Consider the following 23283-nt stretch of genomic DNA (forward strand, 5'->3'; position numbering starts at 1 on the left):
CCACCATGACCGCCACCGAGCCCGCCCTGTACCCGCCGATCGAGCCCTACGCCACGCACCGGGTCGCCGTCGGCGACGGCCACGAGCTGTACGTGGAGGAGGTGGGCCGGCCGGACGGCGTACCGGTGGTCTTCCTGCACGGCGGGCCCGGCGGCGGTCTGGTCCCGGCGGCGCGGCGGTTCTTCGACCCGGCCCGCTACCGGGTGGTGCTCCTCGACCAGCGCGGGGCGGGCCGGAGCACCCCGCTCGGCGGCCTGCGCGCCAACACCACCTGGCACCTGGTCGACGACCTGGAGGTGATCCGGGAGCGGCTCGGGATCGGCGCCTGGCTGGTGTTCGGCGGGTCCTGGGGGGTCACCCTCGGACTGGCCTACGCGCAGGCCCACCCGGCCCGGGTCACCGGCCTGATCCTGCGCGGCGTCCTGCTGATGCGCCGCTTCGAGCGGGACTGGTTCTACCAGGGCGGCCTACGCCACCTGCAGCCGGCGGAGTGGGATCGCTTCCTCGCGCCGATCCCGCCGGCGGAGCGGCACGACGTGCTGGCCGCGTACCACCGGCGGTTGCACGGCCCGGACGAGGCCGAGGCCCGGGCCTGCGCGGCGGCGTGGGGGCGCTGGGAGGCGGTGAACTCCTCGCTGCTGCCGGACCCGGGCCTGCTGGCTCACTTCAGCACCGGCGAGCACGCCCTGCCGATCGCCCGGATCCTCTCGCACTACGCGTGGCACGGCGGCTTCCTCACCGGCGAGACGCAACTCCTCGACGGGGTGGACCGCATCCGCCACCTCCCGGCCGTCATCATCAACGGCTGCTACGACCTCTGCTGCCCGCCGGTGTCCGCGTACGACCTGGCGCGGCGGTGGCCCGAGGCGGAGCTGCGGATGGTGCCCGGCAGCGGCCACTCCGCGGCGGAACCGGGCATCGCCCGGGAGCTGTTGCGCGCCACCGACGAGTTCGCCGACCGGCTCGCCGGCTGACCCGGGTCGGCCCGGTGGGCCGTCACCCGTCGGCGTCCGTGGCCAGCAGGTCGCGGACGGCGGTGGCGATCACCGGGTCCACCGGGAAGCGGGCCGTCAGCCAGCCCAGCGTCGCCCGGGCCGCCGCCCGGTTGTGCCGGTAGCCGGGCACCATCTCGGCCAGCGGCAGCACCTCCGGCGGGTACGCCCGTTCCACCCGCCGGCTCGCGTCGAACGGGTCCCGCCGGTGCACCGCCGCCTGCGGGGCGGTCAACCGCAGCAGGGCGAGCACCCGGTCCACCGCGTACGACTGGATGAACCGGGACGCGGTGAGCCGCTCCCCGCGCAGCTCCCGGTGCAGGCCGACGTAGAGGTTGGTCAGCGCCTCGTTGAGGTGGAACTCGACCGTGTCGTACGGGGTGGCGGGTCGGGGCGGCGGCCCGCACCGGTCCAGCCCGGCGGGCGCGTCGGGGCGTCGCCACACCACGCGGGCCCCGGTGAACGGCAGCAGGGCCAACTCGTCGACGGTGAAGACCGCGTACTCGACGAAGATCCCGTCGGCGTAGCGCGCCTTGCGCCCGTTGCGCTCGTTGCGGAAGCTGTACGCCACCGGGCAGGGCGCGGCCAGCCAGTCGACCGACTCGGCGTAGCGGGCCACCGCGCCGTCCGCGACGACGAGGAAGAAGTCCAGATCGGAGTGGGCATCGAGCCGGTCGTGCTCGGCCCCGGCGGAACCGAGGCCGAGCAGCGCCAGGGTGTCCGGCCGGGTGGCGAGGTGGGCGGCGAGGTCGTCGAGCCGACGCAGCATCGGGTGCATCCGTCGTCCCTTCCGTGAAGAGTCGACGTTTCAGCCCGTGCGGCCCTGCACCGCCGCCGGGGTCGCGACACCGATGCCGCCCATTCTGGACCGCCGGCCCGCGGCCCTTCAACCGGCGCTCGGCCCGGTTCGCCGCCGGCCGTGGCCGGCGGTCGGGCATCCGACCCCCGGCCCCCCGTGGTGATCTTTCCGCCGTCGGCTGCCGGTGGCAGGATCGGGCGGGTGACGGGTTCGCTGTTCGCGGTCAGTGATCTGCACGTGTCGTACGCCGAGAACCGCCAGGTGGTGGACGGCCTGCGCCCGGAGTCGGCGGACGACTGGCTGATCGTGGCCGGCGACGTGGGTGAGCTCTTCGGCGACGTCGAGCGGACGTTGCGGCAGCTGGGCGAGCGGTTCGCCACGGTGCTCTGGGCGCCGGGCAACCACGAGCTGTGGACCCACCCGTCGGATCCGGTGACGCTGCGCGGCCGGGACCGTTACACGGCGCTGGTCCGGATGTGCCGCGACCTCGGCGTGCTGACGCCGGAGGACGACTACCCGGTGTTCCCCGGCGAGGACGGGCCGGTCGTGGTGGCCCCGCTCTTCGTGCTCTACGACTACTCGTTCCGCGCGCCCGGCACGGACAGCAAGGAGGCGTCGCTGCGGCGGGCGTACGACGCCGGGGTGGTGTGCACGGACGAGATGCTGCTGCACCCGGATCCGTACCCGAACCGGGAGTCCTGGTGCTGGGCCCGGCTGGCCGAGACCGAGCGCCGGCTGGCCGCCGTCGACCCGACGCTGCCGACCGTGCTGGCCAGCCACTGGCCGCTGGTCCGCCAGCCCACGGACATCCTCCGCTACCCGGAGTTCGCGCAGTGGTGCGGCACCGAGCGCACCGCCGACTGGCACCTGCGGCACCGCGCCGTCGCGGCCGTCTACGGGCACCTGCACATCCCCCGCGCCACCGAGTACGACGGCGTGCGGTTCGAGGAGGTGTCGCTGGGCTACCCGCGCGAGTGGCGGCGGCGCGGCGGGGAACCGCGGCCGATGCGCCGGATCCTGGCGGGCAAGGAATGATCGAGACCCTGCTGCCGCCGCCGGTGGTCACCGTCCATGCGTTCGCCGACCTTCCCGGGGAGGCCCCGCACCCCGGCGAGGAGGACCTGGTCGCGAAGGCTGTCGCGACCCGCCGCCAGGAGTTCCTCACCGCCCGCCGCTGCGCCCGGGAGGCCCTCGGCAAGCTCGGCTACGCCCCGGGTCCGATCCGGTCCGGTCCCCGGCGTGAGCCGGTGTGGCCGGCGGGGGTGGTGGGCAGCATCACCCACTGCACCGGCTACCGGGCCGCGGCGGTCGCCCGGCACACCGACCTGGCGAGTCTCGGCATCGACGCGGAGCCGCACGAGGCGTTGCCGGACGGGCTGGACGCGGCGGTGACGGTCGCCGGCGAGCCGGAGCTGCTGGGCCGGCTCGCCGGCAGCCACCCGACCGTCCACTGGGGCCGGTTGCTGTTCAGCGCCAAGGAGTCGGTCTACAAGGCGTGGTACCCGGTGACCGGGCGCTGGCTCGGGTTCGAGGACGCCGAGCTGTCCATCGACCCCGCCGGCGGTTTCACCGCCCGACTGCTGGTCGACGGCACCCGCACCGACGGCGGGCCACCGCTGACCGAGCTGCCGGGCCGCTGGCTGGTCGACCACGGCCTGATCGTCACGGCCGTGTCGGTGCCCCCGCGCGCACGTCACGCACCGTAAGTGCGTCGGCGGGAGGTATTGACTGTTAACGAAGGCAGAACATTCAATGTCGAGGTGGTGAAGTTCACCCTCGGAGTGACCTGCGCACCTGCCGCCGACCGGCCTTCGAGCGACCTTGCCGACCCGCCTCCCGGCACAGCCGACCGGGGGGCGTGAGGGCTGTGGGCAGCGAGGTGGCCGAGCGTCGCCGACGGATGGAGCTGAGCGCCGACCTGCACGTCATCTCGCACGGGGTCGCGGTCGTCTACTGCCTGCTCACGCTGGACCAGCCGAACCGGGATCTGATGCTCGCCGTCTTCTCCTGCGGGATGGCCGCCGGCGTGGTGGGCATCTGGGCGGCGACGAGGGTCACCACGAAGGCGGCCGGCTACCGCACCTCGTTCGCGATCCTGATGGTCACGCTCGCCGTCGCCGCGCTCGGGGCGTACTGGGACGGGGGCGTCGCCTCCCCGGCCGCCCTGGGCTTCGTGACCACCAGCGTCTTCGTGGCCAGCCACACGCCGCACCTGCACGTGATGGTGGCGCTCGAAACGCTCACCCTCGGTGCCTACCTCGCCGTCGCCGTCGCCGGTGAGCCGGCGCCGCCGGGTCACGTCTTCGTCTACCTCTCCGCCATGGTGGTGCTGAGCTCGGTCTGCTCGACGCAGACCCGGGCCCTGGCGCGGCAGCGGTCGCAGCTCCGCGCGCTCGCCGCGCTGGACCCGCTCACCGGCGCGCTGAACCGGCGTGGCCTGGCCGAGTTCACCCGCCACCTGTTCGCCCGAGGCTGCCGGCCCGGCCCGTCCCTGCTCTGCCTGGATCTGGACGACTTCAAGCTCGTCAACGATCGGCTCGGGCACGCCGCCGGCGACGACCTGTTGCGCCGGACGGTGGCGGCGGCACGGGGGGCGCTGCGCGCCGGGGACGCGATCGCCCGCGTGGGCGGTGACGAGTTCGTCGTCGTGCTCGTCGACGCGGACGAGACCACCGCGCGGACGATCGCCGCCCGGCTCGACGCGGCGGTACGCCCGCACAACGCGATCAGCATCGGCGCGGCGACGGCACCGTACGACGGCTTCACGCTCGACGCCCTGATGCACGTCGCCGACCAGGACCTCTACCGGGCCAAGCAGGAGCGCCGTCGCGCCGGCGGCACCCGGGTCCCGTAGGCGGGGCGATCCGGCCGGCGTCGGCCGGGGCCACTCCCGCCGACCCGGCCCGGCGGGGCGGTGCTCCGCCCCGCCGGAGGTGGTCTCAGCGGCCTCGGGTGGCCCGGTAGATCTCCACCGGCAGGGCCGGCGCGCCGTCGACCGGCGCCGGGTCCTCCGGCGTGGCGGCGATCCCGCCGGCCGCGATCCGGTCCAGGGTGGCCAGCCCGGCCGCGTCGACGGTGCCGAAGACGGTGTAGTTCGGGCGCAGCGCCGAGTCGGACTGGACCAGGAAGAACTGGCTGCCGTTGGTGTCCGGGCCGGCGTTGGCCATGGCCAGGGTGCCCCGGGCGTAGAGCCGGCGGACCCCGGTCGGGTCGGTCGGCGCCGGCGGCAGGTCGGTGGGGAGTTCGTCGGCGTACCGGTAGCCGGGCCCGCCCTCGCCGGTGCCGGACGGGTCACCGCACTGCAGCACCTTGAGGGTCGGGTACGCGGTGAGCCGGTGGCAGGGGGTGCGGTCGTAGAACCTGTGGCGGGCCAGGTGCAGGAAGCTCTGCACGGTGCACGGCGCCTGTTCCCGGTCGAGGGTCAACCCGATGGGGCCCTGGCTGGTCCGCAGGGTGACCCGTACCGTGCCGTGGTCCGGCGTCCGCCGGGGGTCCGGCGGCAGCGGCACCGGCCGGGCCGCGGGCTCCTCGGGTGTCGGCGTGTACGCGCACGGGCCCTTGGTGGGCTGTGGCGCGGTGGCCGGCGCCGCGGTCGCGGCGGCGCCACCGGCGGCGACCAGCGCGGCGGAGATCACCGCCACCCCGGCGAGGCGGGACAGCAGCGGCGGCACGGCGTGCGGTCGGGTTTCGCTCGACACGTGGGTCCTCCCTGGACTCGTGGTACCAGAAAGACCGGAGTCTATGGATCCGACGACCGGATGTCGATGGTCGCGAAGCCCGGACGCGCCGCCGGCGCGGGATTCGAGAGGCAGGCGGCGCTGCCCGACGGCGCGGAAAACCGCGTGCGGCCGGACCTCCCGGCGGTTAGCTTCCGCGCATGAGCGCAACCCCGGCGGCCGGACCGCGCCTGCGGTTCCACACCGATCCGCGCGAGTTTCTCGCGGCGGCGGCCGACTACCTGGCCGCTGACCCGGTGGTCAGCACGGTGGTGACCACCGTCGCGCACCGGCTGCTCTCGCAGCAGGAAGAAGGAATCGTCGCACCCGACCGCAACTGGTGGTTGGTGGTCAGAGACGACTCCGGAGCCGTGGTCGGCGCCGCGATGCGGGCGGCGCCGTTCGCCCCCTACCCGCCGTTCCTGCTGCCGATGTCGGACGCGGCGGCCGTGGCCCTGGCCCGCGCGTTGCACGATCGCGGGGAGGAGGTGCTTGCCGTCAACGGGGCCCTCCCCGCAGCTCAACTGTGCGCCGCCGAGCTGACCCGACTCGGCGGCGGCCGGGTCCAGGTCAGCCAGCACACGCGGCTGCACGAGCTCGGCGAGCTGGCCCGCCCGAAGCCGGTGCCCGGCCGGCTGGTGGCCGCAACCGAGGACGACGTGGCCCTGGCTACCCGGTGGTTCGACGCGTTCATGGGCGACGCCGACGAACAGGCGGGCCGCCCGCGTGGTGCCAGCGCGCACGAAGTACCGGACCGGGCGGACATGCTGCGTCGCATCCGCGCCGGACAGCTCTGGTTCTGGGTGGACGAGGCCGGGCAGCGGGTGCATCTCACCGGCGCCAACCCGCCGTCGTTCGGGGTCGCGCGGGTGGGTCCGGTGTACACGCCACCGGCCCAGCGCGGGCGCGGCTGGGCCAGCAACGCGGTCGCCGAGGTCTCCCGGCGGATCCAGGACGAGGGCGCCCGGGTGTGCCTCTTCACCGACCAGGCGAACCCGACCTCGAACCGGATCTACGCGGCCCTCGGCTACCGGCCGGTGGTCGACATGGCCAACCTCGTCATCGTCCGTTGAGGTGGTCAACCCCCGCCGACCTCCGTGCGCGGAACCATGTCCGGCGACCAGGTGAGGTGGTACCGGGAGGCGGCCACCGCCTGGGCGAACGCCTTCGAGGCGGCGGCGGAACTCACGATGCGCCAGTCCAGCTCCTTGTTCACCTCGAACCAGATCAGCCCGATGATGTCCGGGTACCTGGGCAGGACCCGGAAGGTCTCTCTGATCCATTCGGCCTTGCGCCCCGTGGCGTCGGAGGCCCCGGTCTCGGTGATGACCACCGGCTTCCGGCTGAGGGTGCGCATCTCGGCGATGGTCTTCTTGAAGATCGCGTCGAAGGACCGGTAGGCCGAGAACGCCCCGGTGCCGTAGTAGCCCGTGACGCCGAGCCAGTCCACGTAGGCGTCGCCGGGGTAGTACGCGGAGAGTTTGGGGGTCGAGCGGCTCCATCTGACGTTCGCGCTCCACACCCAGGTGACGTTGGTGGCCCCGGCCTCTCGGAACACGTCGTGCACGTGGCGCCAGGCCCGCACGTAGTCGCCCGGCCGGTTGCGGTTGGTCAGCTCGCACCACGGGTACCAGTCGCCGTTCATCTCGTGGGCGAACCGGATCGCCACCGGGTAGCCGAGTGACCTGATCCCCTCGGCCCAGGACCGCAGGTAGCCGTCGAAGTCCCCACCCGCGATCCGGGACAACCGGTAGGCGGGCTGAGCGGACCGGATCTGGTCGATCCTGCGGGCCGAGATCTTCTTCTTCCGGGCCGCCGTGTCCACCCGGTAGTCCCAGGGCTCCCAACCCAACATCGGCAGCATGCCGCGCTCGCGGACCCGGTCGAAGACCGTCCGGTCGAACCTGTCCGTCGCCCATCCCGAGCTGAAGAGCATGACCTGCGGCTGACGCTTCGCGGCCGTCGTGAACCTGTCCACCGCCGTGAAGTCGTACGGGCCCTGCGCGGTCATGACACCGATGAACGTCTTTCCGGCGGGCGGGAAGAGTTCGGGCGCCGTTCGAGGCGGCATCGCCAGCGCGGCCGTCGCTGTCGTCGGTGCTCCGGACGTCACCACCACACCCGGTTCCGCCTTCGCGAGCTGGTCGGGCGGGACACCGTCCCCGCCTCTCGGCGCGGGGGCCGGCGCCGCGACGGAGCCGTACGTCAGCAGCAGCGCGGCGGTCAACAGCATCATCACCCGCGGAGCCGTCAGTCTCACCACGGCAGATCCCCTCAGCCGCCCCCGCTGGTTCGGCGGGTGGCGCTCCTCGTTCGCGGCGCGAGCGGCCGCTCGTCGACATCTGTTCCGGACGAGGAGGGGCACGCAGGGGACGTCTGGTCCGTCAGCTTCCTACGCAGGAGCCTAGTCCAGCTCGCCGTCCCCTCGGACCAGACCGCGCAGGTCCTGGTCTACTTCTCCAGTTCCTTGCGCGGGAGCAGGGACGGCGACCAGCTGAGGTCGTAACGAGGGGCGGCGACCTCCTGGGCGAAGGTCCCCGCCACGGCGGGGGAGCTCACGATGCGCCAGTCCAGTTCCTTGTCCACCTCGAACCAGATGAGGCCGATGATCTCCGGGTAGCGCGGCAGTGCCCGGAACGCCTCCTTGATCCATTCGGCCTTGCGCCCCGTGGCGTCGGAGGCCCCGGTCTCGGTGATGACCATCGGCTTCCGGCTGAACGCCCGGATCTCGGCGATGGTGGGGCCGAAGATCGCCTCGAAGGACCGGTAGTCCGTATTGGCCCCGATGCCGTAGTAGCCCGAGAGGCCCACCCAGTCGACGTAGTCATCGCCCGGATAGAAGCCGGAGAGTTTCGGCGTCGAGTCGTCCCATCTGACATTCGGGCTCCACACCCAGGTCACGTTGGTGGCCCCGGCCGCCCGGAAGAGATCATGCACGTGCCGCCACGCGTTGACGTACTCGCCCGGCCGGTTGGCGTTGCTCGCCTCGGACCACGGATACCAGTCACCGTTCATCTCGTGCGCCAACCGGATGGCCACCGGGTAGCCGAGTGACCGGATTCCTTCCGCCCAGGACCGCAGGTAGGGGTCGAAGTCCCCACCCGCGATCCTGGACAACCGGTAGTTGGGCTGGTTGGACCGGATCTGGTCGATTTCCCGGACGGGCAGCTTCTTCTTCCGGGCCGCCTCGTCCAGCTTGTTGTCCCATGGTTCCCAGGCCAGCATCGGCAGCATGCCCCGGCTGCTGATCCGGTCGAAGAGCGTCCGGTCGAATCTGTCGGACGCCCACCACGAGCTGAACATCATGACCTGCGGCTGGTGTCCCGCGGCAGCCGTGAACGTGTCCAGCGCCGCGAAGTCCCGCGGGCCCTCCTCGGTCATCACCCCGATGAACGCCTTGCCGGCCGGCGGGAAGACCTCCGCGGTCGGCGGTGCGCCCGGCTCGGCCCTGGCAAGCCGGTCGGACCGGCCGTCCTCCCGGCCCCCGAGCATGGTGGCCGGTGCGGCGGCGACCGCGTAGGTCAGCAGCAGCGCGCCGGTCAGCACCAGCAGGACCCGCGGAACGGTCAGCCTCATCGACCCTCCAGTTTCGTGCGCGGGAGCATCGCCGGCCCCCAGGTGACCTGGTAGCGAGGGGCCGCGACCGCCTGGGCGAAGGCCGTGGCCACGGCCGGGGAACTCACGATGCGCCAGTCGAGTTCCTTGTTCACCTCGAACCAGATCAGCCCGATGATGTCCGGGTAGCGGGGCAGCGTCTGGAAGGCCTGCTTGATCCATTCGGCCTTGCGCCCTTTGTGGTCCGAAGCCCCGGCCTCGGTGATGACCATCGGCTTCTTGCTGAAGGTGCGAATCTCGGTGATGGTCTTCTTGAAGATCTCGTCGAAGGAGAGGTAATCCGCGAAGTCCCACTTGCCGTAGTAGCCCGTGACGCCGAGCCAGTCCACGTAGTCGTCGCCGGGGTAGTACGTGGAGAGCTTGGGGGTCAGGTCGGTGTACCTGACGTTCGCGCTCCACACCCAGGTGACGTTCGTGACCCCGACCGCCCGGAACAGGTCGTGTACGTGGCGCCAGGCTTTCACGAAGTCGCCCGGCTGGTTGCCGTTGACCAGCTCGCACCAGGGGTACCAGTAGCCGTTCATCTCGTGGGCGAAGCGGATGGCCACCGGGTAGCCGAGTGACTTGATCCCTTCCGCCCAGGACCGCACGTAGCTGTCGAACTCTCCGCCAACGATGCGGGACAACCGGTAGGTGGGTTGATCCGACCGGATCCTGTCGATCTCCTGGGCGGTCAGCTTCTGCTGCCGAGCCCTTTCGTCCAGCCGGTAGTCCCAGGGCTCCCAGCCCAGCATCGGCATCATGCCGCGGTCGCGGATCCGATCGAAGAGCGTCCGGTCGAACGTGGCGGACGCCCAACCCTCGCTGAAGAGCATGACCTGCGGCTGGTGCCGGGCGGCCGCCGCGAAGCTGTCCACCGGCGTGAAGTCGTGGGGGCCCTTGTCGGTCATGATGCCGATGAAGGTCTTACCCGCCGGTGGGAAGGGTCCTCGAGGCCCGGGCGACGCGCTCGGTCGGGCGGGCGCCTTCGCTTCGGCCGGCACCGCCCCGCCCCGGCCCTCGGAGGTGGTGGCGGGCGCTACGGCGAAGGCGTAGGTCAGCAGCAGCGCACCGGTCAACGCCATCAGGACCCGCGGCACGGTCAGCCTGATCATCGCAGGACCCCCTCGGTCGCCACCCGTGACTTCGGCGGACGCCGTTCCTCCCGGTCGGCGTGGACGGCGGGCTCCGCCGGGTCGTCGTGCTGCTCACGGCCGGCCCGAATGTTCGAGACGAGCGCGATCAGTGGCGGCCCCAGACCGGTCAGGAGGGTCAGGACCGGCCACAGCCGCAGCAGGGGTGAGCTGTTGCCCAGCACGAAGCTCGCGCCGAGCAGGCCGGCCGAGGCGGCCGCCCAGCAGAAGTGCAGCCGGAACGTGCGCAACGACTCGGTGGTGCGCAGCTTGCCCTTGGCCGTCACCACGAATCCCAGCTTCCGGCGCAGCAGCGCGGTGAACCCGGCGGCCACGTAGATGGGCCCGGCGAACAGAGCCAATGCCATGCCGACCATGCCGATCTCCTCCCGCTCGTGGGGCGCGATGTTGAACCGGCGCAGCCAGAGCCAGAGCATGAACCAGGTGACGAAGGTCGAGCCCCACAGCAGGGACCACACGGTGACGTCGAGCTGCGCGGTGCCCACCCCGGTGAGCAGGTACATGGCCGTGGCGAGGTTGCCCAGCAGCAGGCTGACCGCCACGCTCGGGTAGTAGAACTGCAGCAGGCGGTACTGCCAGCGCCGCCGGGTCGGCAGCTCGCGTGGCGCGCGCAGCTCGGGGCGGACCAGGATCTCGCAGATGCCGGCGGCCCACCGCTTCTGCTGGTTGAAGTAGTCCGCCCACGAGGTCGGCCCCTCGCCGAGGGCGACCACGTCGGGGGTGTAGACGCCCTTCCACTTGTTGCCGGTCCGCGGGTTGGTCGCGGCGTGGATGCGGATGCTGGTCAGATGGTCCTCGATGATCGAATCCTGGTAGCCGCCGATGGTTCGCCACGCCGACGGCCGGTAGAGGTGGCCGGTGCCGGTCAGCAGCGGTGCGTCCAGGCCGTTGCCGCCGCGCGCGATGAGGCCGTTGTAGAGGTACTGCTGGACCGAGGCGCCGTGCGCGACGAAGTTCTGGTGCATGTTGCCGTAGACCTGCGGCGTCACCACGAAGGCGACGTCCGGATCGCGGAAGTAGCCGAGCGTCCGTTCGAGGAAGTGCGGCAGCGGCACGTGGTCGGGGTCCACGTTGGCCACCACGTCGTACTGGTCCTCGTGCTCGGCCCGCCAGGCGTTGTGGTTGCCGGACTTCGTCCGGGCGCGGAACTCGCCGTGGGGCTGGTTGTATTCCGGCCGTCCCTTGCGGCTGAAGTGCCGTACGCCGAGCCGCTCGGCCATCTCCTTCACCGCCGGGTCGTCCCCCTCGTCGAGGATCCAGACGTCGACCTGGCCGCAGTACACGATCTGGCGCAGCCGGCGCAGGGTGCGCTCCGCGACGTCGAGCGGTTCCTTGCTGGGCACGATGGTGGTGAGCAGGGCCACCCGCAGGCCGACCGGCGGGTCGACCGGGACCGGGTCCTTGGCGTGGAAGGCGAACATCCAGACGACCACGTTCTGCGCGAGGCGGATCAGCTCGACGCCGACGACCACGCAGAAGCCGAGCCGGGCCGCGACCGTCTGCCAGCTTCCGAGCCCGGTCCCGCCGGCCCCGGGTACGTGCTGGGGAAGCAGCAGCCAGCCGATGAAGAGCAGCCCGGCCGCGCTGTTGACCAGGACCAGCAGGCTCAGGACCAGCCGCGCCGCGGGTGAGGCGGCGTGGCGGAAATGGACCGCCGCGTCCGGGCGGCGCGGCGCGGTCAGCGGTCCGGCGATCGTGCCGCACTTCGCGTACGCGAGACGGGCTCGAATGTTCAGTTGACGGCGATCCGGGCCGTGACCCGGCGGCGGTTGCGCCGGGGAGCCCGCCGGAGGGCTGTCGCCCGGAGTCTCCGGTTTCGCGGCGCGCGACAGGCGTGTATCGGCGGTGACGGCCACAATTCCCCCATGGGTCTGAGTCTTGGGCGCCACGAACTCGACCGTGGCTGCTCCTAATCGGTCAATGCAGGGCACAGCTGTTGATCAGCGAATTCCTGGCTGCCACGGACGCAGCCGACGGCGTGCTCGCCGGTCAGAGATCGGGGCGCTCGTCCACCAGCAGGGCCAGCGTGAACCCGGTGGGTCGCCAGACCTGCGCCACGTGGTACCTGCTCCGGAGCAGTGCCTCGGCACCACCGAGCACGGGCGGCACCGGGTCGGTCCGCTCGCCGACGCGGATCACCCAGAGGCGCCGCACGCCGCGCAGGCAGTCGTCGGCGCATCCGGCGACCGGTTGTCGACCGTTGTCGCCCGCCGCAGCCGCCGGGAGCACGTCAACCGGCCGGCGGTCGGCCCGGAGGTAGCGAGTCACCACGTTCCGGACGCCCGCACCGTCCGCGGTGTCGCCGGCGCCGTAGACCACGCCGTCGCCGGACTGCACGTGACCACCGATGATCCGCGCGAGCTGGCGGGTGTCCTGCTCATGCCCGTCGGCTGCCCGCGTGGCGAGCTGCACCGGCGCACTGATCAGGGCGATCACCGCCACCACGGCCGTCGACAACCGGACGCGCACCCGGGACAGCGCGGCCGCCCCGAGCGCCGCCCACGCCGGTAGCGTGAAGAGCAGCCACTGCGGGGACCAGATCGGCGTCGCCTGGGCGGCGAGCAGCAGCACGAGCGGCGGCACCACCGCCCAGGCGGTGAAGACGGCCGCGGCGTACCGCAGCGGGAGGCTCAACAGCGCCAGCCCGAGCAGCAGCGCCCCCAGCGTGGCGGCACCGAACAACTCCCGCGGGGTCGCCGCCAGGGCGGTCAGGCTCGGACGGGACGCCGGAAAGAGCTGCCCACCGTCCCGCACGGCGAGCCAGACCAGCGCGGCCGCGGGCAGCGCGCCCAGGAAGGCGGCGGCCAGCCAGCGACCGACCACACCGCGCCGGAAGGCGAGCACGGCCCAGCCGTGGCCGACGAGCAGCAGGAGCGCGAGGGCGTGGGCCAGGCCCAGGATGATCACGGCGCCGGCGTACGCGGCGAAGCGCCAGAGCCTCGGCCGGTCGACGGCACACAGGAGCAGCCAGGTGGCGAGCACCGCGGCGAGCAGGGTGAGCGCGTACGGCTGGGCCTCCTGCGCGTACCGCGTCGACGCCGGCAGCAGCGCGAAGATCACCCCGGCCAGGACGCCGGTGCCCGGCGTGAACATGCGCGCCACCGCCGCACCGAGCAGCGCCGCGGCAGCGGCCATGGCCAGGATCGACGGTACGCGCAGGGCGAGGTCGGAGGCGCCGAACGCCTCGGCCCAGGCGCGCATCAGCAGGTGGTACGGCGTCATCGTGCCGTCCCCCCGATAGAGCGCGGACCAGCTGTCCCGCCAGGGTGACGTGGCGCTGCGCCAGGTCACCAGCTCCTCCGTCCGCAGCCCGGGTGTGCTGGCCCGGACGGCGCCGAGGGCGCCCATCAGCAGCGCCGGCACCAGCCATGCCGCGACCCGCCAGCGGGGGGCGCGGGTCGTCGTACCACCGGATGCCAGGGTCTCCGCTCCCCCGGGCCCGGCCACCCGGTCCTCGCCCCAGGGGTCCTCGACGCCGATCTCCACCGGTCCGTCGGGCCGGCTCAGCACCATCGTGTCCGCGTCCTTCATCGTTACTCACGTATCTCCGTGGGTTCCGGCAACCAGGGCCCAGCCGACTACAGACGCCTGGTCAGCACGCACTGTGCCGACCGAGCAGCACGAGCGCGCACCAGGAGTCCCGGGTCGAAGACTGGATGACACCGAGGAGCTTAATGAGGGATTGTCGGAATACGGTTGGTATCTACCAGAAGCGGCCGGACCCTACCCAATTGGGTCATCACCCCCGGTTTGACTGCGGAACTACGCTCCCCCCGCCTGTTGTTGACCTGTGGTCAGAGCCCCTCCCCGCGACGTCCAAATATTGAGGTCTTACGATGTTAGCGCTCCCGCAACGCCTTGCCGGAAGCGCGGGGCTGGCCCCGCACCGGACCCGCCGCCTCACGCCGGGGTTCGCCCAACCGGCCGCCTCTGGCCGCCCGGGTCGCGCACCCCCTGAGGGCCCGCCGCGCCGGTCGTCGACCAGTGGCGCGCGGGCCGCCAGATGTCCCGCGCCGACGCCCGGCGCCGCCAGGCACCCGTCCAGGAACGGCGCGGCACCCCGGTGGGGTCGCTGGTGGGTGTGCGGCGGTCCATGACGGACAGTCGATCGAGGACGCCGTCGTGGTGATGTGGACGGTGCGGTGGACGGAGGCCCGCGAACGGCCGTCGCGGCCGGTCCTGGCTTGACTTCGAGTACGCGCCAACTCCTAGCGTCGTGGTCATGGGTGTGCCACGGCGGCGGAGGGCCAGGGCCGGTGAGGTGGGCGGGTGGTTGGTGTACCGATGACGAAGGTGCTGGTGACCGGCGGGACGAGCGGACTGGGCCTGGCCATGGCCGCCGCGCTGGCCGAGGCGGGAGCGACGGTCGCGCTGACCGGCCGATCCGGCCGGCGGGCGAGCTCCGTCGCCGCCGCGCTCCCGGGGGCGATCGGCGTCGAGCTGGACGTACGGGACGAGTCGTCGGTGGCCAGCGCGGTCGACGAGGCGTGGTCGCGGCTCGGCGGCATCGACATGCTGGTGAACAACGCCGGGATCGGCATGCGAACGGTCAACCCGCACTTCATGACCCACCCGCAGGGCTTCTGGGAGGTGCCGGTCGACGGCTTCCGCGCGGTGATCGCGACGAACCTGACCGGCTACTTCCTGGTCGCTCGTGAGGTCACGCCGCGGATGTTGGCCGCCGGCGGGGGCCGCATCGTCAACATCGCGGTGAGCACGTCGACCATGCACCGCGCCGGGTTCGTCCCCTACGGTCCGTGCCGGCAGTGCGGCGCTGTCCCGGATCATGGCCGCCGACCTGCGGGACAGCGGCGTCACCGTCAACCTGCTGCTCCCCGGGGGCCCGACCGTCACGGGGATGCTGCCCCTCGACGCCGCGCCCCGCGAGGGCCAGCGGTTCCTCGATCCGGCGGTGATGGGTCCGCCCATCGTCTGGCTGGCGTCCGACGACGCGGCCGGAGTGCACGACGAGCGCATCGTCGCCGCCGAGTTCGCGCGCTGGCTGCGCGACCGCCGACCGGGCGAGCGCGATCAGGCCGGCGAGCCCCCGTCGTCGCGGGCGCGCGTGGCGCGGCACGGAAAAGCGGGTGACCGGAAGGAGGAGGCCTGCTAGATCCTTGGTCGCCAGATTCTCGACGTTTGTGTCAAGTTTTTGAGCGGGCGTAGCGTTGTGTTGCCCGCTCCACATTTTGCAGACATGGGTTCTGACCAGCCACTTGGGTGGCACAGCCGGTCGCCGCGGCGACCGGACATCGGCGCAGCGGGTGGCGGCGGCCGGCCAAGATCGGGCCGCGGGTCCCTGCGTGAGCTTGGCCCGAGGTAGGGCCACAGGCTGTTTGTCCAGCTCAACTGGCCTGCTCGGCGGTCCGAGGCGGAGCCTCTCTGGTGCTGTGTCCACTAACGTTCGCCGGGTTGGCCGCCTGAGGGAAATTGTCGTACCGGTGGTGTTGGTTTCGGTTGTGCCTCGTCGTCGAAATCCTGCCGCGCCGCGGGTGGTGCACCGCACCGCGCGTGTTGCTTTGCGAGTGACGGCCGGGCAGCGGCGGCGGTGTTTCGGGTTGCTCCGTTCGGCTGGTGACGTGCGGGCGTGTGTGTTGGAGATCAATGCGTGGCGGCGGCGTCGCGGTGCTGTGCCGCTGGTGGGCTATCAGGAGTGGTGTCGGGAGTTGGCGTCGTCCGGTCCTGGCACGTTCGGCGAGTTGGATTCGACGGGGGCCCGGTCGGTGTTGCGCCGCTTCTCGGATGCCTGGTTTGCTGCGGCGAAGCGCCGCAAGGATGGTGACGTGTCGGCGCGGTTCCCGCGCCGCCGGCGTGCGCTGATGCCGGTGCGCTGGTACCACGGCACATTCACCCTCGACGGGCGTCGGGTGCGCATCCCGACCGCACGCGGCACGGCGCCGTTGTGGGTGCGGTTGGCGCGGGAGGTGCCGTATCCGGTCGAGCAGGTCCGGTCGGTCACCCTGCTGTGCGAGGGCGGCCGGCTGTTCCTGGACGTCACCGCCGAAGTCCCGGTCGCGACCTACCCGCCCGGCGAGGCACCCGATCCGGGCCGGATAGCCGGGGTGGATCTGGGCATCATCCACCCCTACGCGGTAGCCAGCCCGGACGGTGAAGGCCTGTTGGTGTCGGGGCGGGCGATCCGCGCCGAACACCGCATGCACCTGGCCGACACCAAGGCCCGCCACCGCGCGGTGGCCGGGCGGGTGCCGAAGCCGGGGCAGAAGGGGTCACGGCGGTGGCGTAAGTATCGCCGCCGGGCCCGGCTGGTGGAAGGCCGGCACCGGCGCCGGGTCCGGCAGGCCCAGCATGAAGCCGCCGCCACGGTCGTCTCCTGGGCGGTACGCGAGCGGGTCGGGGTGCTGCACGTCGGTGACCCGCGCGGGGTCCTCGATATCGACGCGGGGCGGCGGCACAACCTGCGGCTACGGCAGTGGCAGATCGGCCGACTCCTGCAAGTCCTCACCGACAAGGCCACCCTGGCCGGCATCACCGTCCACCCCGTGAACGAGCGTGGCACGTCCTCCACCTGCCCCGCCTGCCAGCGGCGGGTGCCGAAACCGCGCGGGCGGACCCTGTCCTGCCCGCACTGCCAGTTCACTGGGCACCGCGACCTCGTCGCGGCCGCCATCATCGCCACCCGCACCCCGGGCGGCGGACCCACCACCCCGACAGCCGTCGTGCTGCCGCAGGTGGTCACGCACCGTCGAGCCGGACGACACCTCCCCGGTGCCGGCCAGTCCCGACGTGACCCCCGCCGCCCACACCAGGCGGCGAGAGGATCAGTTGGCCCGCGGAGGCCCGCCCCACCAGCATCTGGTGGGGAGTCGCTCGCCCCAACGGCGAGGATCCACAACAACCACCAGAAAACCCGGTGAACGTTCGTGGACACCGCACTAGCTTGCGCAGCATGCAACCGCTCGACGAGAAGGACATCCGGGGATCCTTCGTCAACTGCAGCAAGGGCGAGGCCAGCCGGATCCGGCTGCCCGCGGGCTTCGCCGAGGGCGGGATCCCGTGGCCGGATCTGGACTTCCTCGGCTGGACCGACCCGGGCGCCCCGCTGCGGGCGCTGCTGGTCGCGCCCGGCGAGGACGGGCCCATCGGCCTGGTGCTGCGGCGACCCGAGACGTACAAGTCGAGCACGATGCGGTCGAGCATGTGCCGGATCTGCCTGACCGATCACACCGCGTCGGGAGTGACGCTCTTCGTCGCGCCCCTGGCCGGGGCTGCCGGGCGGAAGGGAAACACCATCGGCGAGTACATCTGCGCCGACCTGGCCTGCTCGCTCTACCTGCGGGGCAAGCGGCAGCCGAAGATGCGGCTGGTCCGCCGGGAGGAGACCCTGGCGCTGCCGGAGCGGATCGACCGCGCGATGGCCAACCTGGCCGGCTTCACCAACCGCGTCGTGGCGGGCTGACCCGGTGGGCGCCGGCCCCGGGGAGGCCGGGCCGGCGCCCACCGGCTCTGTTCAGTTGTCCAGCCAGCGGTGGATGCAGCTGAGCAGGTCCTCCGCGTCGACCGGCTTGGTGACGTAGTCGCTCGCGCCGGAGGAGATGCTCTTCTCCCGGTCACCGCGCATCGCCTTGGCGGTGACCGCGATGATCGGCAGGTCGGCGTAGCGGGGCATGGCGCGGATGGCGGCCGTGGCGGCGTACCCGTCCATCTCCGGCATCATCACGTCCATCAGCACCAGGTCGATGTCGTCGTGGCGCATCAGGGTCTCGACGCCCTTGCGGCCGTTCTCCGCGTAGACCACGTCGAGGCCGTGCAGTTCCAGGATGTTGGTCAGGGCGAAGACGTTACGGGCGTCGTCGTCCACCACGAGCACCTTGCGGCCGGCCAGGGCCGGGGGAACCGGATCGCTGACCGGCGAAGCGTGGTTGTCCGGCGCCCGCAGGGGCATCACCCGCTCCGAGATGCCCGCGTTCAGGTGCAGCACGATCCGTTCCCGCAGCTCGTCCAGGCTGCCGATGATCTCCAGCGGCCGGTCGGCGGCCATGCCCTGCAGCAGGGTCTCCGGCCCGGCCGCGAGGGGCTGCCCGTGGTACGCCAGGACCGGCAGGCCACGCAGGTCGGCCTGCTCGTGCAGCGCCTTGAGCAGGGCGGTGCCGGCCTCGTCGGCCGGGTCGAGCTGGACCACGAGCAGGTCGTGCGGGTGTCCGGCGAGGGTCTCGATCGCCGACTCGGCGTCCACCGCGGTGGTCACCTGGACGGCCACCCCGCTCTCCGCGGTCGCCCCGCGGGTGAGCAGGGTGAGCAGGCCCTTGTCGCGCGGTTCGAGCACGAGCACCCGGCGTTGCAGCTGCTTGACCCAGCGCTCGGCGTCCGCCTCGGCCGGCGTGGCCGGGATCGCGACGGCCTCCACCGGCGGCGGGACGTTGGCGGTGGCCGGCAGGTAGAGGGTGAAGGTGCTGCCTTGGCCGAGAACGCTGCGCGCGGTGATCTGCCCGCCGAGCAGCTGGGCGATCTCCCGGCTGATGGACAGGCCCAGGCCGGTGCCGCCGTACCGCCGGCTGGTGGTGCCGTCGGCCTGCTGGAACGCGTCGAAGATGGCGGTCAGGTGCTGCTCGGCGATGCCGATGCCGGTGTCGATGACCCGGAACGCGATGACCGTCTCCGCGGCCGGCAGCTCGCTGGGCAGCTCGTCCGGGCGGGCCCGCTCGATCCGGAGCTGCACCCGGCCCTTCTCGGTGAACTTGACCGCGTTGGAGACCAGGTTGCGCAGCACCTGCCGGAGCCGCTGCTCGTCGGTGTGCAGCTGGATGGGCACGTCCGGGCTGGTGACGATGTCCAGCTCCAGCCCGCGGGGGGTGGTGAGCGGGCGGAAGGTGGCGTCGACGTAGTCGCGCAGCGCGGACAGGTCGAAGGTCTCCGGGTTGATGTCCATCTTGCCCGCCTCGACCTTGGACAGGTCGAGGATGTCGTTGATGAGCTGGAGCAGGTCGGCGCCGGCGGAGTGGATGACGGTGGCGTACTCGACCTGCTTCGGGGTGAGGTTGCGGCCGGGGTTCTGCGCCAGCAGCTGGGCCAGGATGAGCAGCGAGTTCAGCGGGGTACGCAGCTCGTGGCTCATGTTGGCGAGGAACTCGGACTTGTACTTCGAGGCGAGCGCCAGCTGCTGGGCGCGCGTCTCCAACTCCTGGCGGGCGTGCTCGATCTCGGAGTTCTTCGTCTCGATGTCGTGGTTCTGCCGGGCCAGCAGGGCCGCCTTCTCCTCCAGCTCGGCGTTGGAGCTCTGGAGCTCCTCCGAGCGGGCCTGGAGTTCCTCCGAGCGGGTCCGCAGCTCCGCGGCGAGGCGCTGCGACTCGGTGAGCAGGACATCGGTGCGGGCATTGGCCACGATGGTGTTGACGTTGACGCCGATGGTCTCGGTGAGCTGTTCGAGGAAGTCCCGCTGGGTCGCGGTGAACCGGCCCATGCCGGCCAGTTCGATGACCCCGAGGACCTGGTCCTCGAAGAGGATGGGCAACACGACCAGGTGCAGCGGCGCCGCGGCGCCGAGGCTGGACGAGACGGTGACGTAGTCCGCCGGCACGGCGTCCACCACGATGGCCCGCTTGCTCAGCGCGGCCTGGCCGACCAGGGAGTCACCGAGGGCGTAGGTGCGCCGGGCGGCGTCGTGGCCGTAGCCGCCGACGACCCGCAGCCCGCGGCCTCCGGCGGTGTCGTCCATCAGCAGGAAGGTGCCGAGCTGCGCGGAGACCAGCGGGGCCAGCTCGTTCATCACCAGGCCGGCGACCACCTCCAGGTCCCGGTGGCCCTGCATGAGGCCGGAGATGCGGGCCAGGTTGGTCTTGAGCCAGTCCTGTTCCTGGTTGGTCCGGGTGGTCTCGCGCAGCGACTCCACCATCGAGTTGATGTTGTCCTTCAGCTCGGCGACCTCGCCGGAGGCGTCGACGGTGATCGAGCGGGTCAGGTCGCCGGTGGCGACCGCGCTGGTCACCTCGGCGATGGCGCGTACCTGCCGGGTGAGGTTTCCGGCCAGCTCGTTGACGTTCTCGGTGAGCCGCTTCCAGGTACCGGAGACGCCCTCGACCTCGGCCTGGCCGCCGAGCCGGCCCTCGCTGCCCACTTCCCGGGCGACCCGGGTGACCTCGGCGGCGAAGCTGGAGAGCTGGTCGACCATGGTGTTGATGGTGGTCTTCAGCTCCAGGATCTCGCCGCGGGCGTCGACGTCGATCTTCTTGGTCAGGTCGCCCTGCGCCACGGCGGTGGTGACCTGGGCGATGTTGCGCACCTGGCCGGTGAGGTTGTTCGCCATGGAGTTGACGTTGTCGGTCAGGTCCTTCCAGGTGCCGGCCACGTTGGGCACCCGGGCCTGCCCGCCGAGGCGGCCCTCGGTGCCCACCTCGCGGGCCACCCGGGTCACCTCGTCGGCGAACGCGCCGAGCGTGTCGACCATCGTGTTGATGGTCTGCGCCAGCACGGCGACCTCGCCCTTGGCCTCGACGGTGATCTGCCGGCTCAGGTCGCCCTGGGCGACGGCGGTGGCCACGAGGGCGATGGACCGCACCTGGTTGGTGAGGTTGTTCGCCATCTCGTTGACGTTGTCCGTCAGGTCCTTCCAGGTGCCACCCACGTTCGACACCCGGGCCTGCCCACCGAGGCGACCCTCGGTGCCCACCTCGCGGGCCACCCGGGTGACCTCGTCCGCGAACGCCGAGAGCTGGTCGACCATCGTGTTGATGGTCTCCTTCAGGGCGAGGATCTCGCCGCGGGCGTCTACCCGGATCTTCTGCGTCAGGTCGCCCTTGGCGACGGCGGTGGTGACCTCGGCGATGCTGCGGACCTGAGCGGTCAGGTTGTCCGCCATGACGTTGACCGATTCGGTCAGCGCCTTCCAGGTGCCGGAGACGCCCTTGACGTCGGCCTGGCCGCCGAGGCGGCCCTCGGTGCCGACCTCCCGGGCCACCCGGGTCACCTCGTCGGCGAACGACGAGAGCTGGTCCACCATCGTGTTGATGGTGTTCTTCAGCTCCAGGATCTCCCCGTGCGCGGTCACGGTGATCTTCTGGGAGAGGTCGCCCCGGGCCACCGCGGTGGCCACCTGGGCGATGCTGCGGACCTGGTCGGTGAGGTTGACGGCCATCGAGTTCACCGAGTCGGTAAGGTCGCGCCAGGTGCCGGCCACGCCGCTGACCTGGGCCTGCCCGCCGAGCCGGCCGTCGGTGCCCACCTCGCGGGCCACCCGGGTCACCTCGTCGGCGAACGACGACAGCTGGTCCACCATCGTGTTGATGGTGTTCTTCAGCTCCAGGATCTCGCCCCGGGCGTCGACGGTGATCTTCTGCGACAGGTCACCCCGGGCCACCGCCGTGGTCACCTGGGCGATGTTGCGCACCTGGCTGGTCAGGTTGCCGGCCATGAAGTTCACCGAGTCGGTGAGGTCGCGCCACGTGCCGGCCACGCCGGGCACCTCGGCCTGCCCGCCGAGCCGGCCCTCGCTGCCCACCTCCCGGGCCACCCGGGTCACCTCGTCGGCGAACGACGACAGCTGGTCCACCATCGTGTTGATGGTGTTCTTCAGCTCCCGGATCTCGCCGCGCACGTCGACCGTGATCTTCTGCGACAGGTCACCCCGGGCCACCGCCGTGGCGACCTCGGCGATGTCCCGCACCTGGTCGGTCAGGTTCCCGGCCATCGCGTTGACCGAGTCGGTGAGGTCCTTCCAGGTGCCCGACACGCCCGGCACGTCCGCCTGACCGCCGAGCTGCCCCTCGGTGCCCACCTCCCGGGCCACCCGGGTCACCTCGGAGGTGAACAGCGACAGCTGGTCCACCATGCCGTTGAACACGGTCGCGATCTCACCCAGCAGACCGTCGGCGTCCGCCGGCAACCGGGTGCCGAAGTCGCCGTCGCGCACCGCCGTCAACCCGGCCAGCAGCTGCCGGAGCCCCGGATCCGTCATCTGGCCGCCGGCATCCAGACCAGCTGCCCGTCGTTGCGGCACCGACTGCTCGACCACCATTACCGCCTCACCCGAAACCGCCGTCCGGAGTTTCCGGCCGGCATGAAATCACCGCGCAAAGTATGCACACCGCTCTCACCGGCGCGCAGCGCGAGCATCGGCCGGCCAGGACGGCTAAGGGGGGTCAGCGACCCGTGCCGCCCACGTGGTCGCGCCAGGAGTGCCGAGGCTCATAGCCAAGCACCCGTCGCGCCTTGTCGATGCTGAGCAGGGTCTCGTGCTCGCCCAGTTCCTTGCGGACCTCGACACCGGGGTAGACCTCGGCCAGGAGGCTGGCACTGGACCGGCTCATCACGGTGTCGGCGTTGGCGATGATGAAGACGTCCGCGCCGGGCCGGTCATGGGCGAGGGCCCGCTCGACCGCCTGGGCGCCGTCGCGGGCGTCGATGTAGCCCCACAGGTTCCAGCGGCGCAGCCGCGGGTCGGCGTCGAAGGAGGGAAACCCCTTGTAGTCCTCGACGTCCATGACGTTCGAGAACCGCAGGCCCACCATGACCAACTCGGGGTCCCACCGGCAGAAGTGGCGCGCCATCTCCTCCTCCAGCGCCTTGTTCAGCGAGTAGGTCGACTCCGGGCGCGGCGGATACTCCTCGTCGACCGGCGCGTACGGCGGCGGGGTGTCGAACGGCAGCCCGAGCACGGTCTCGCTCGACGCCCACACCACCCGTTTGATTCCGGCCGCCCGGGCGGCGGCGAAGGTGTGGTACGTCGCCGCGGCGTTGTTCGCGAAGGTGGTCGCGTTGGGCAGCAGCCCGGGCGCCGGGACGGCCGCCAGGTGTACGACCGCGTCGACCGTGCCGCCGTGCTCGTCGGCGCCGCCGGTGAAGGCCTCCACCACCTGCCCGTAGTCGGTGAGGTCGACCACGAGGAACTCGCCGTCGACATCGCGCGGATCACGCCCGCCGGCGCGGTCCACGGCCAGCACGTCGACGCCCACGCCGCGCAGGTGCGCGACCACGGCACGTCCGAGCTTTCCGGCGGCCCCGGTGACCACGACGCGCCGCGGAAGTGCGGTTTGGTGAACAGGATCGGTCATGGGCACATCCTGTCCTGCGGTCTA

17 protein-coding genes and 1 pseudogene are annotated in these 23283 nt (G+C 71.9%); 9 read left to right on the plus strand and 9 right to left on the minus strand.

The window, feature by feature from the left end:
* Positions 1–5 precede the first annotated feature (5 nt).
* Positions 6–974: a prolyl aminopeptidase gene (gene pip / locus Q2K19_RS01170; protein WP_302766842.1), complete on the plus strand. Its 969-nt coding sequence runs from the start codon at positions 6–8 to the stop codon at positions 972–974.
* Positions 975–996: 22 nt separating this feature from the next.
* Here pip and Q2K19_RS01175 read toward each other — a convergent pair whose 3' ends face one another.
* Positions 997–1770, minus strand: coding sequence for a hypothetical protein (locus Q2K19_RS01175; RefSeq protein WP_302766844.1), 774 nt, complete (start codon positions 1768–1770; stop codon positions 997–999).
* 180 nt (positions 1771–1950) lie between these two features.
* Here Q2K19_RS01175 and Q2K19_RS01180 point away from each other — a divergent pair, with 180 nt between their 5' ends.
* The 3 genes from Q2K19_RS01180 to Q2K19_RS01190 all read left to right on the plus strand — a co-directional run bounded on the left by Q2K19_RS01180 (position 1951) and on the right by Q2K19_RS01190 (position 4645).
* Positions 1951–2826 carry a metallophosphoesterase family protein gene (locus Q2K19_RS01180; protein WP_446839772.1) on the plus strand — a complete coding sequence of 292 codons (876 nt, stop codon included), beginning with the start codon at positions 1951–1953 and terminating at the stop codon, positions 2824–2826.
* Positions 2823–3497 carry a 4'-phosphopantetheinyl transferase family protein gene (locus Q2K19_RS01185; RefSeq protein ID WP_302766848.1) on the plus strand — a complete coding sequence of 225 codons (675 nt, stop codon included), beginning with the start codon at positions 2823–2825 and terminating at the stop codon, positions 3495–3497. The genes Q2K19_RS01180 and Q2K19_RS01185 overlap by 4 nt, the downstream gene beginning before the upstream one ends.
* 161 nt (positions 3498–3658) lie before the next feature.
* Positions 3659–4645, plus strand: coding sequence for a GGDEF domain-containing protein (locus Q2K19_RS01190; protein WP_302766850.1), 987 nt, complete (start codon positions 3659–3661; stop codon positions 4643–4645).
* Between the two features lie 85 nt (positions 4646–4730).
* Here the strand turns inward: Q2K19_RS01190 and Q2K19_RS01195 are convergent, their stop codons facing one another.
* Positions 4731–5489, minus strand: a complete 759-nt coding sequence (locus Q2K19_RS01195; RefSeq protein WP_302766851.1) for a peptidylprolyl isomerase — start codon at positions 5487–5489, stop codon at positions 4731–4733.
* A 179-nt stretch (positions 5490–5668) separates the two neighbouring features.
* Between Q2K19_RS01195 and Q2K19_RS01200 the strand changes: the two genes are divergently transcribed.
* Positions 5669–6580, plus strand: coding sequence for a GNAT family N-acetyltransferase (locus tag Q2K19_RS01200; protein ID WP_302766853.1), 912 nt, complete (start codon positions 5669–5671; stop codon positions 6578–6580).
* Between the two features lie 5 nt (positions 6581–6585).
* Here Q2K19_RS01200 and Q2K19_RS01205 read toward each other — a convergent pair whose 3' ends face one another.
* From Q2K19_RS01205 to Q2K19_RS01225, 5 genes are all read right to left on the minus strand, one after another.
* A complete protein-coding gene (locus Q2K19_RS01205; RefSeq protein WP_302766855.1) occupies positions 6586–7770 on the minus strand; it encodes a glycoside hydrolase family 26 protein in 1185 nt (394 codons plus the stop codon).
* A gap of 188 nt (positions 7771–7958) precedes the next feature.
* Entirely contained in the window at positions 7959–9083 is a 1125-nt protein-coding gene (locus tag Q2K19_RS01210; protein ID WP_302766857.1) for a glycoside hydrolase family 26 protein, read from the minus strand.
* Positions 9080–10216, minus strand: coding sequence for a glycoside hydrolase family 26 protein (locus tag Q2K19_RS01215; protein WP_302766858.1), 1137 nt, complete (start codon positions 10214–10216; stop codon positions 9080–9082). Before Q2K19_RS01215 ends, Q2K19_RS01210 begins: the two co-directional genes overlap by 4 nt.
* Positions 10213–12144, minus strand: coding sequence for a glycosyltransferase family 2 protein (locus tag Q2K19_RS01220; RefSeq protein WP_302766859.1), 1932 nt, complete (start codon positions 12142–12144; stop codon positions 10213–10215). Before Q2K19_RS01220 ends, Q2K19_RS01215 begins: the two co-directional genes overlap by 4 nt.
* 100 nt (positions 12145–12244) lie before the next feature.
* The gene (locus Q2K19_RS01225; RefSeq protein ID WP_302766861.1) at positions 12245–13786 is read right to left on the minus strand and encodes a glycosyltransferase family 39 protein; all 1542 of its coding nucleotides are present in this window, start codon (positions 13784–13786) and stop codon (positions 12245–12247) included.
* Between the two features lie 801 nt (positions 13787–14587).
* Between Q2K19_RS01225 and Q2K19_RS33290 the strand changes: the two are divergent.
* The 4 genes and pseudogenes from Q2K19_RS33290 to Q2K19_RS01245 form a co-directional block, all read left to right on the plus strand.
* A pseudogene (locus Q2K19_RS33290) lies at positions 14588–14953 on the plus strand (SDR family NAD(P)-dependent oxidoreductase); the annotation flags it as partial.
* A gap of 88 nt (positions 14954–15041) precedes the next feature.
* Positions 15042–15368: a Rossmann-fold NAD(P)-binding domain-containing protein gene (locus Q2K19_RS01235; protein WP_302766864.1), complete on the plus strand. Its 327-nt coding sequence runs from the start codon at positions 15042–15044 to the stop codon at positions 15366–15368.
* A 610-nt stretch (positions 15369–15978) separates the two neighbouring features.
* Positions 15979–17130 carry an RNA-guided endonuclease InsQ/TnpB family protein gene (locus Q2K19_RS01240; RefSeq protein ID WP_302772194.1) on the plus strand — a complete coding sequence of 384 codons (1152 nt, stop codon included), beginning with the start codon at positions 15979–15981 and terminating at the stop codon, positions 17128–17130.
* 32 nt (positions 17131–17162) lie between these two features.
* Positions 17163–17672 carry an FBP domain-containing protein gene (locus Q2K19_RS01245; protein ID WP_302766866.1) on the plus strand — a complete coding sequence of 170 codons (510 nt, stop codon included), beginning with the start codon at positions 17163–17165 and terminating at the stop codon, positions 17670–17672.
* Between the two features lie 51 nt (positions 17673–17723).
* Here the strand turns inward: Q2K19_RS01245 and Q2K19_RS01250 are convergent, their stop codons facing one another.
* Complete coding sequence (locus Q2K19_RS01250) at positions 17724–22163, minus strand: HAMP domain-containing protein (RefSeq protein WP_302766868.1); 4440 nt, start codon at positions 22161–22163, stop codon at positions 17724–17726.
* A 184-nt stretch (positions 22164–22347) separates the two neighbouring features.
* On the minus strand, positions 22348–23259 hold the full coding sequence (locus tag Q2K19_RS01255) for an NAD-dependent epimerase/dehydratase family protein (protein WP_302766869.1): 912 nt from the start codon (positions 23257–23259) through the stop codon (positions 22348–22350).
* Between the last annotated feature and the right edge of the window lie 24 nt (positions 23260–23283).

This window comes from Micromonospora sp. NBRC 110009, assembly GCF_030518795.1.
Taxonomy (GTDB): Bacteria; Actinomycetota; Actinomycetes; order Mycobacteriales; family Micromonosporaceae; genus Micromonospora.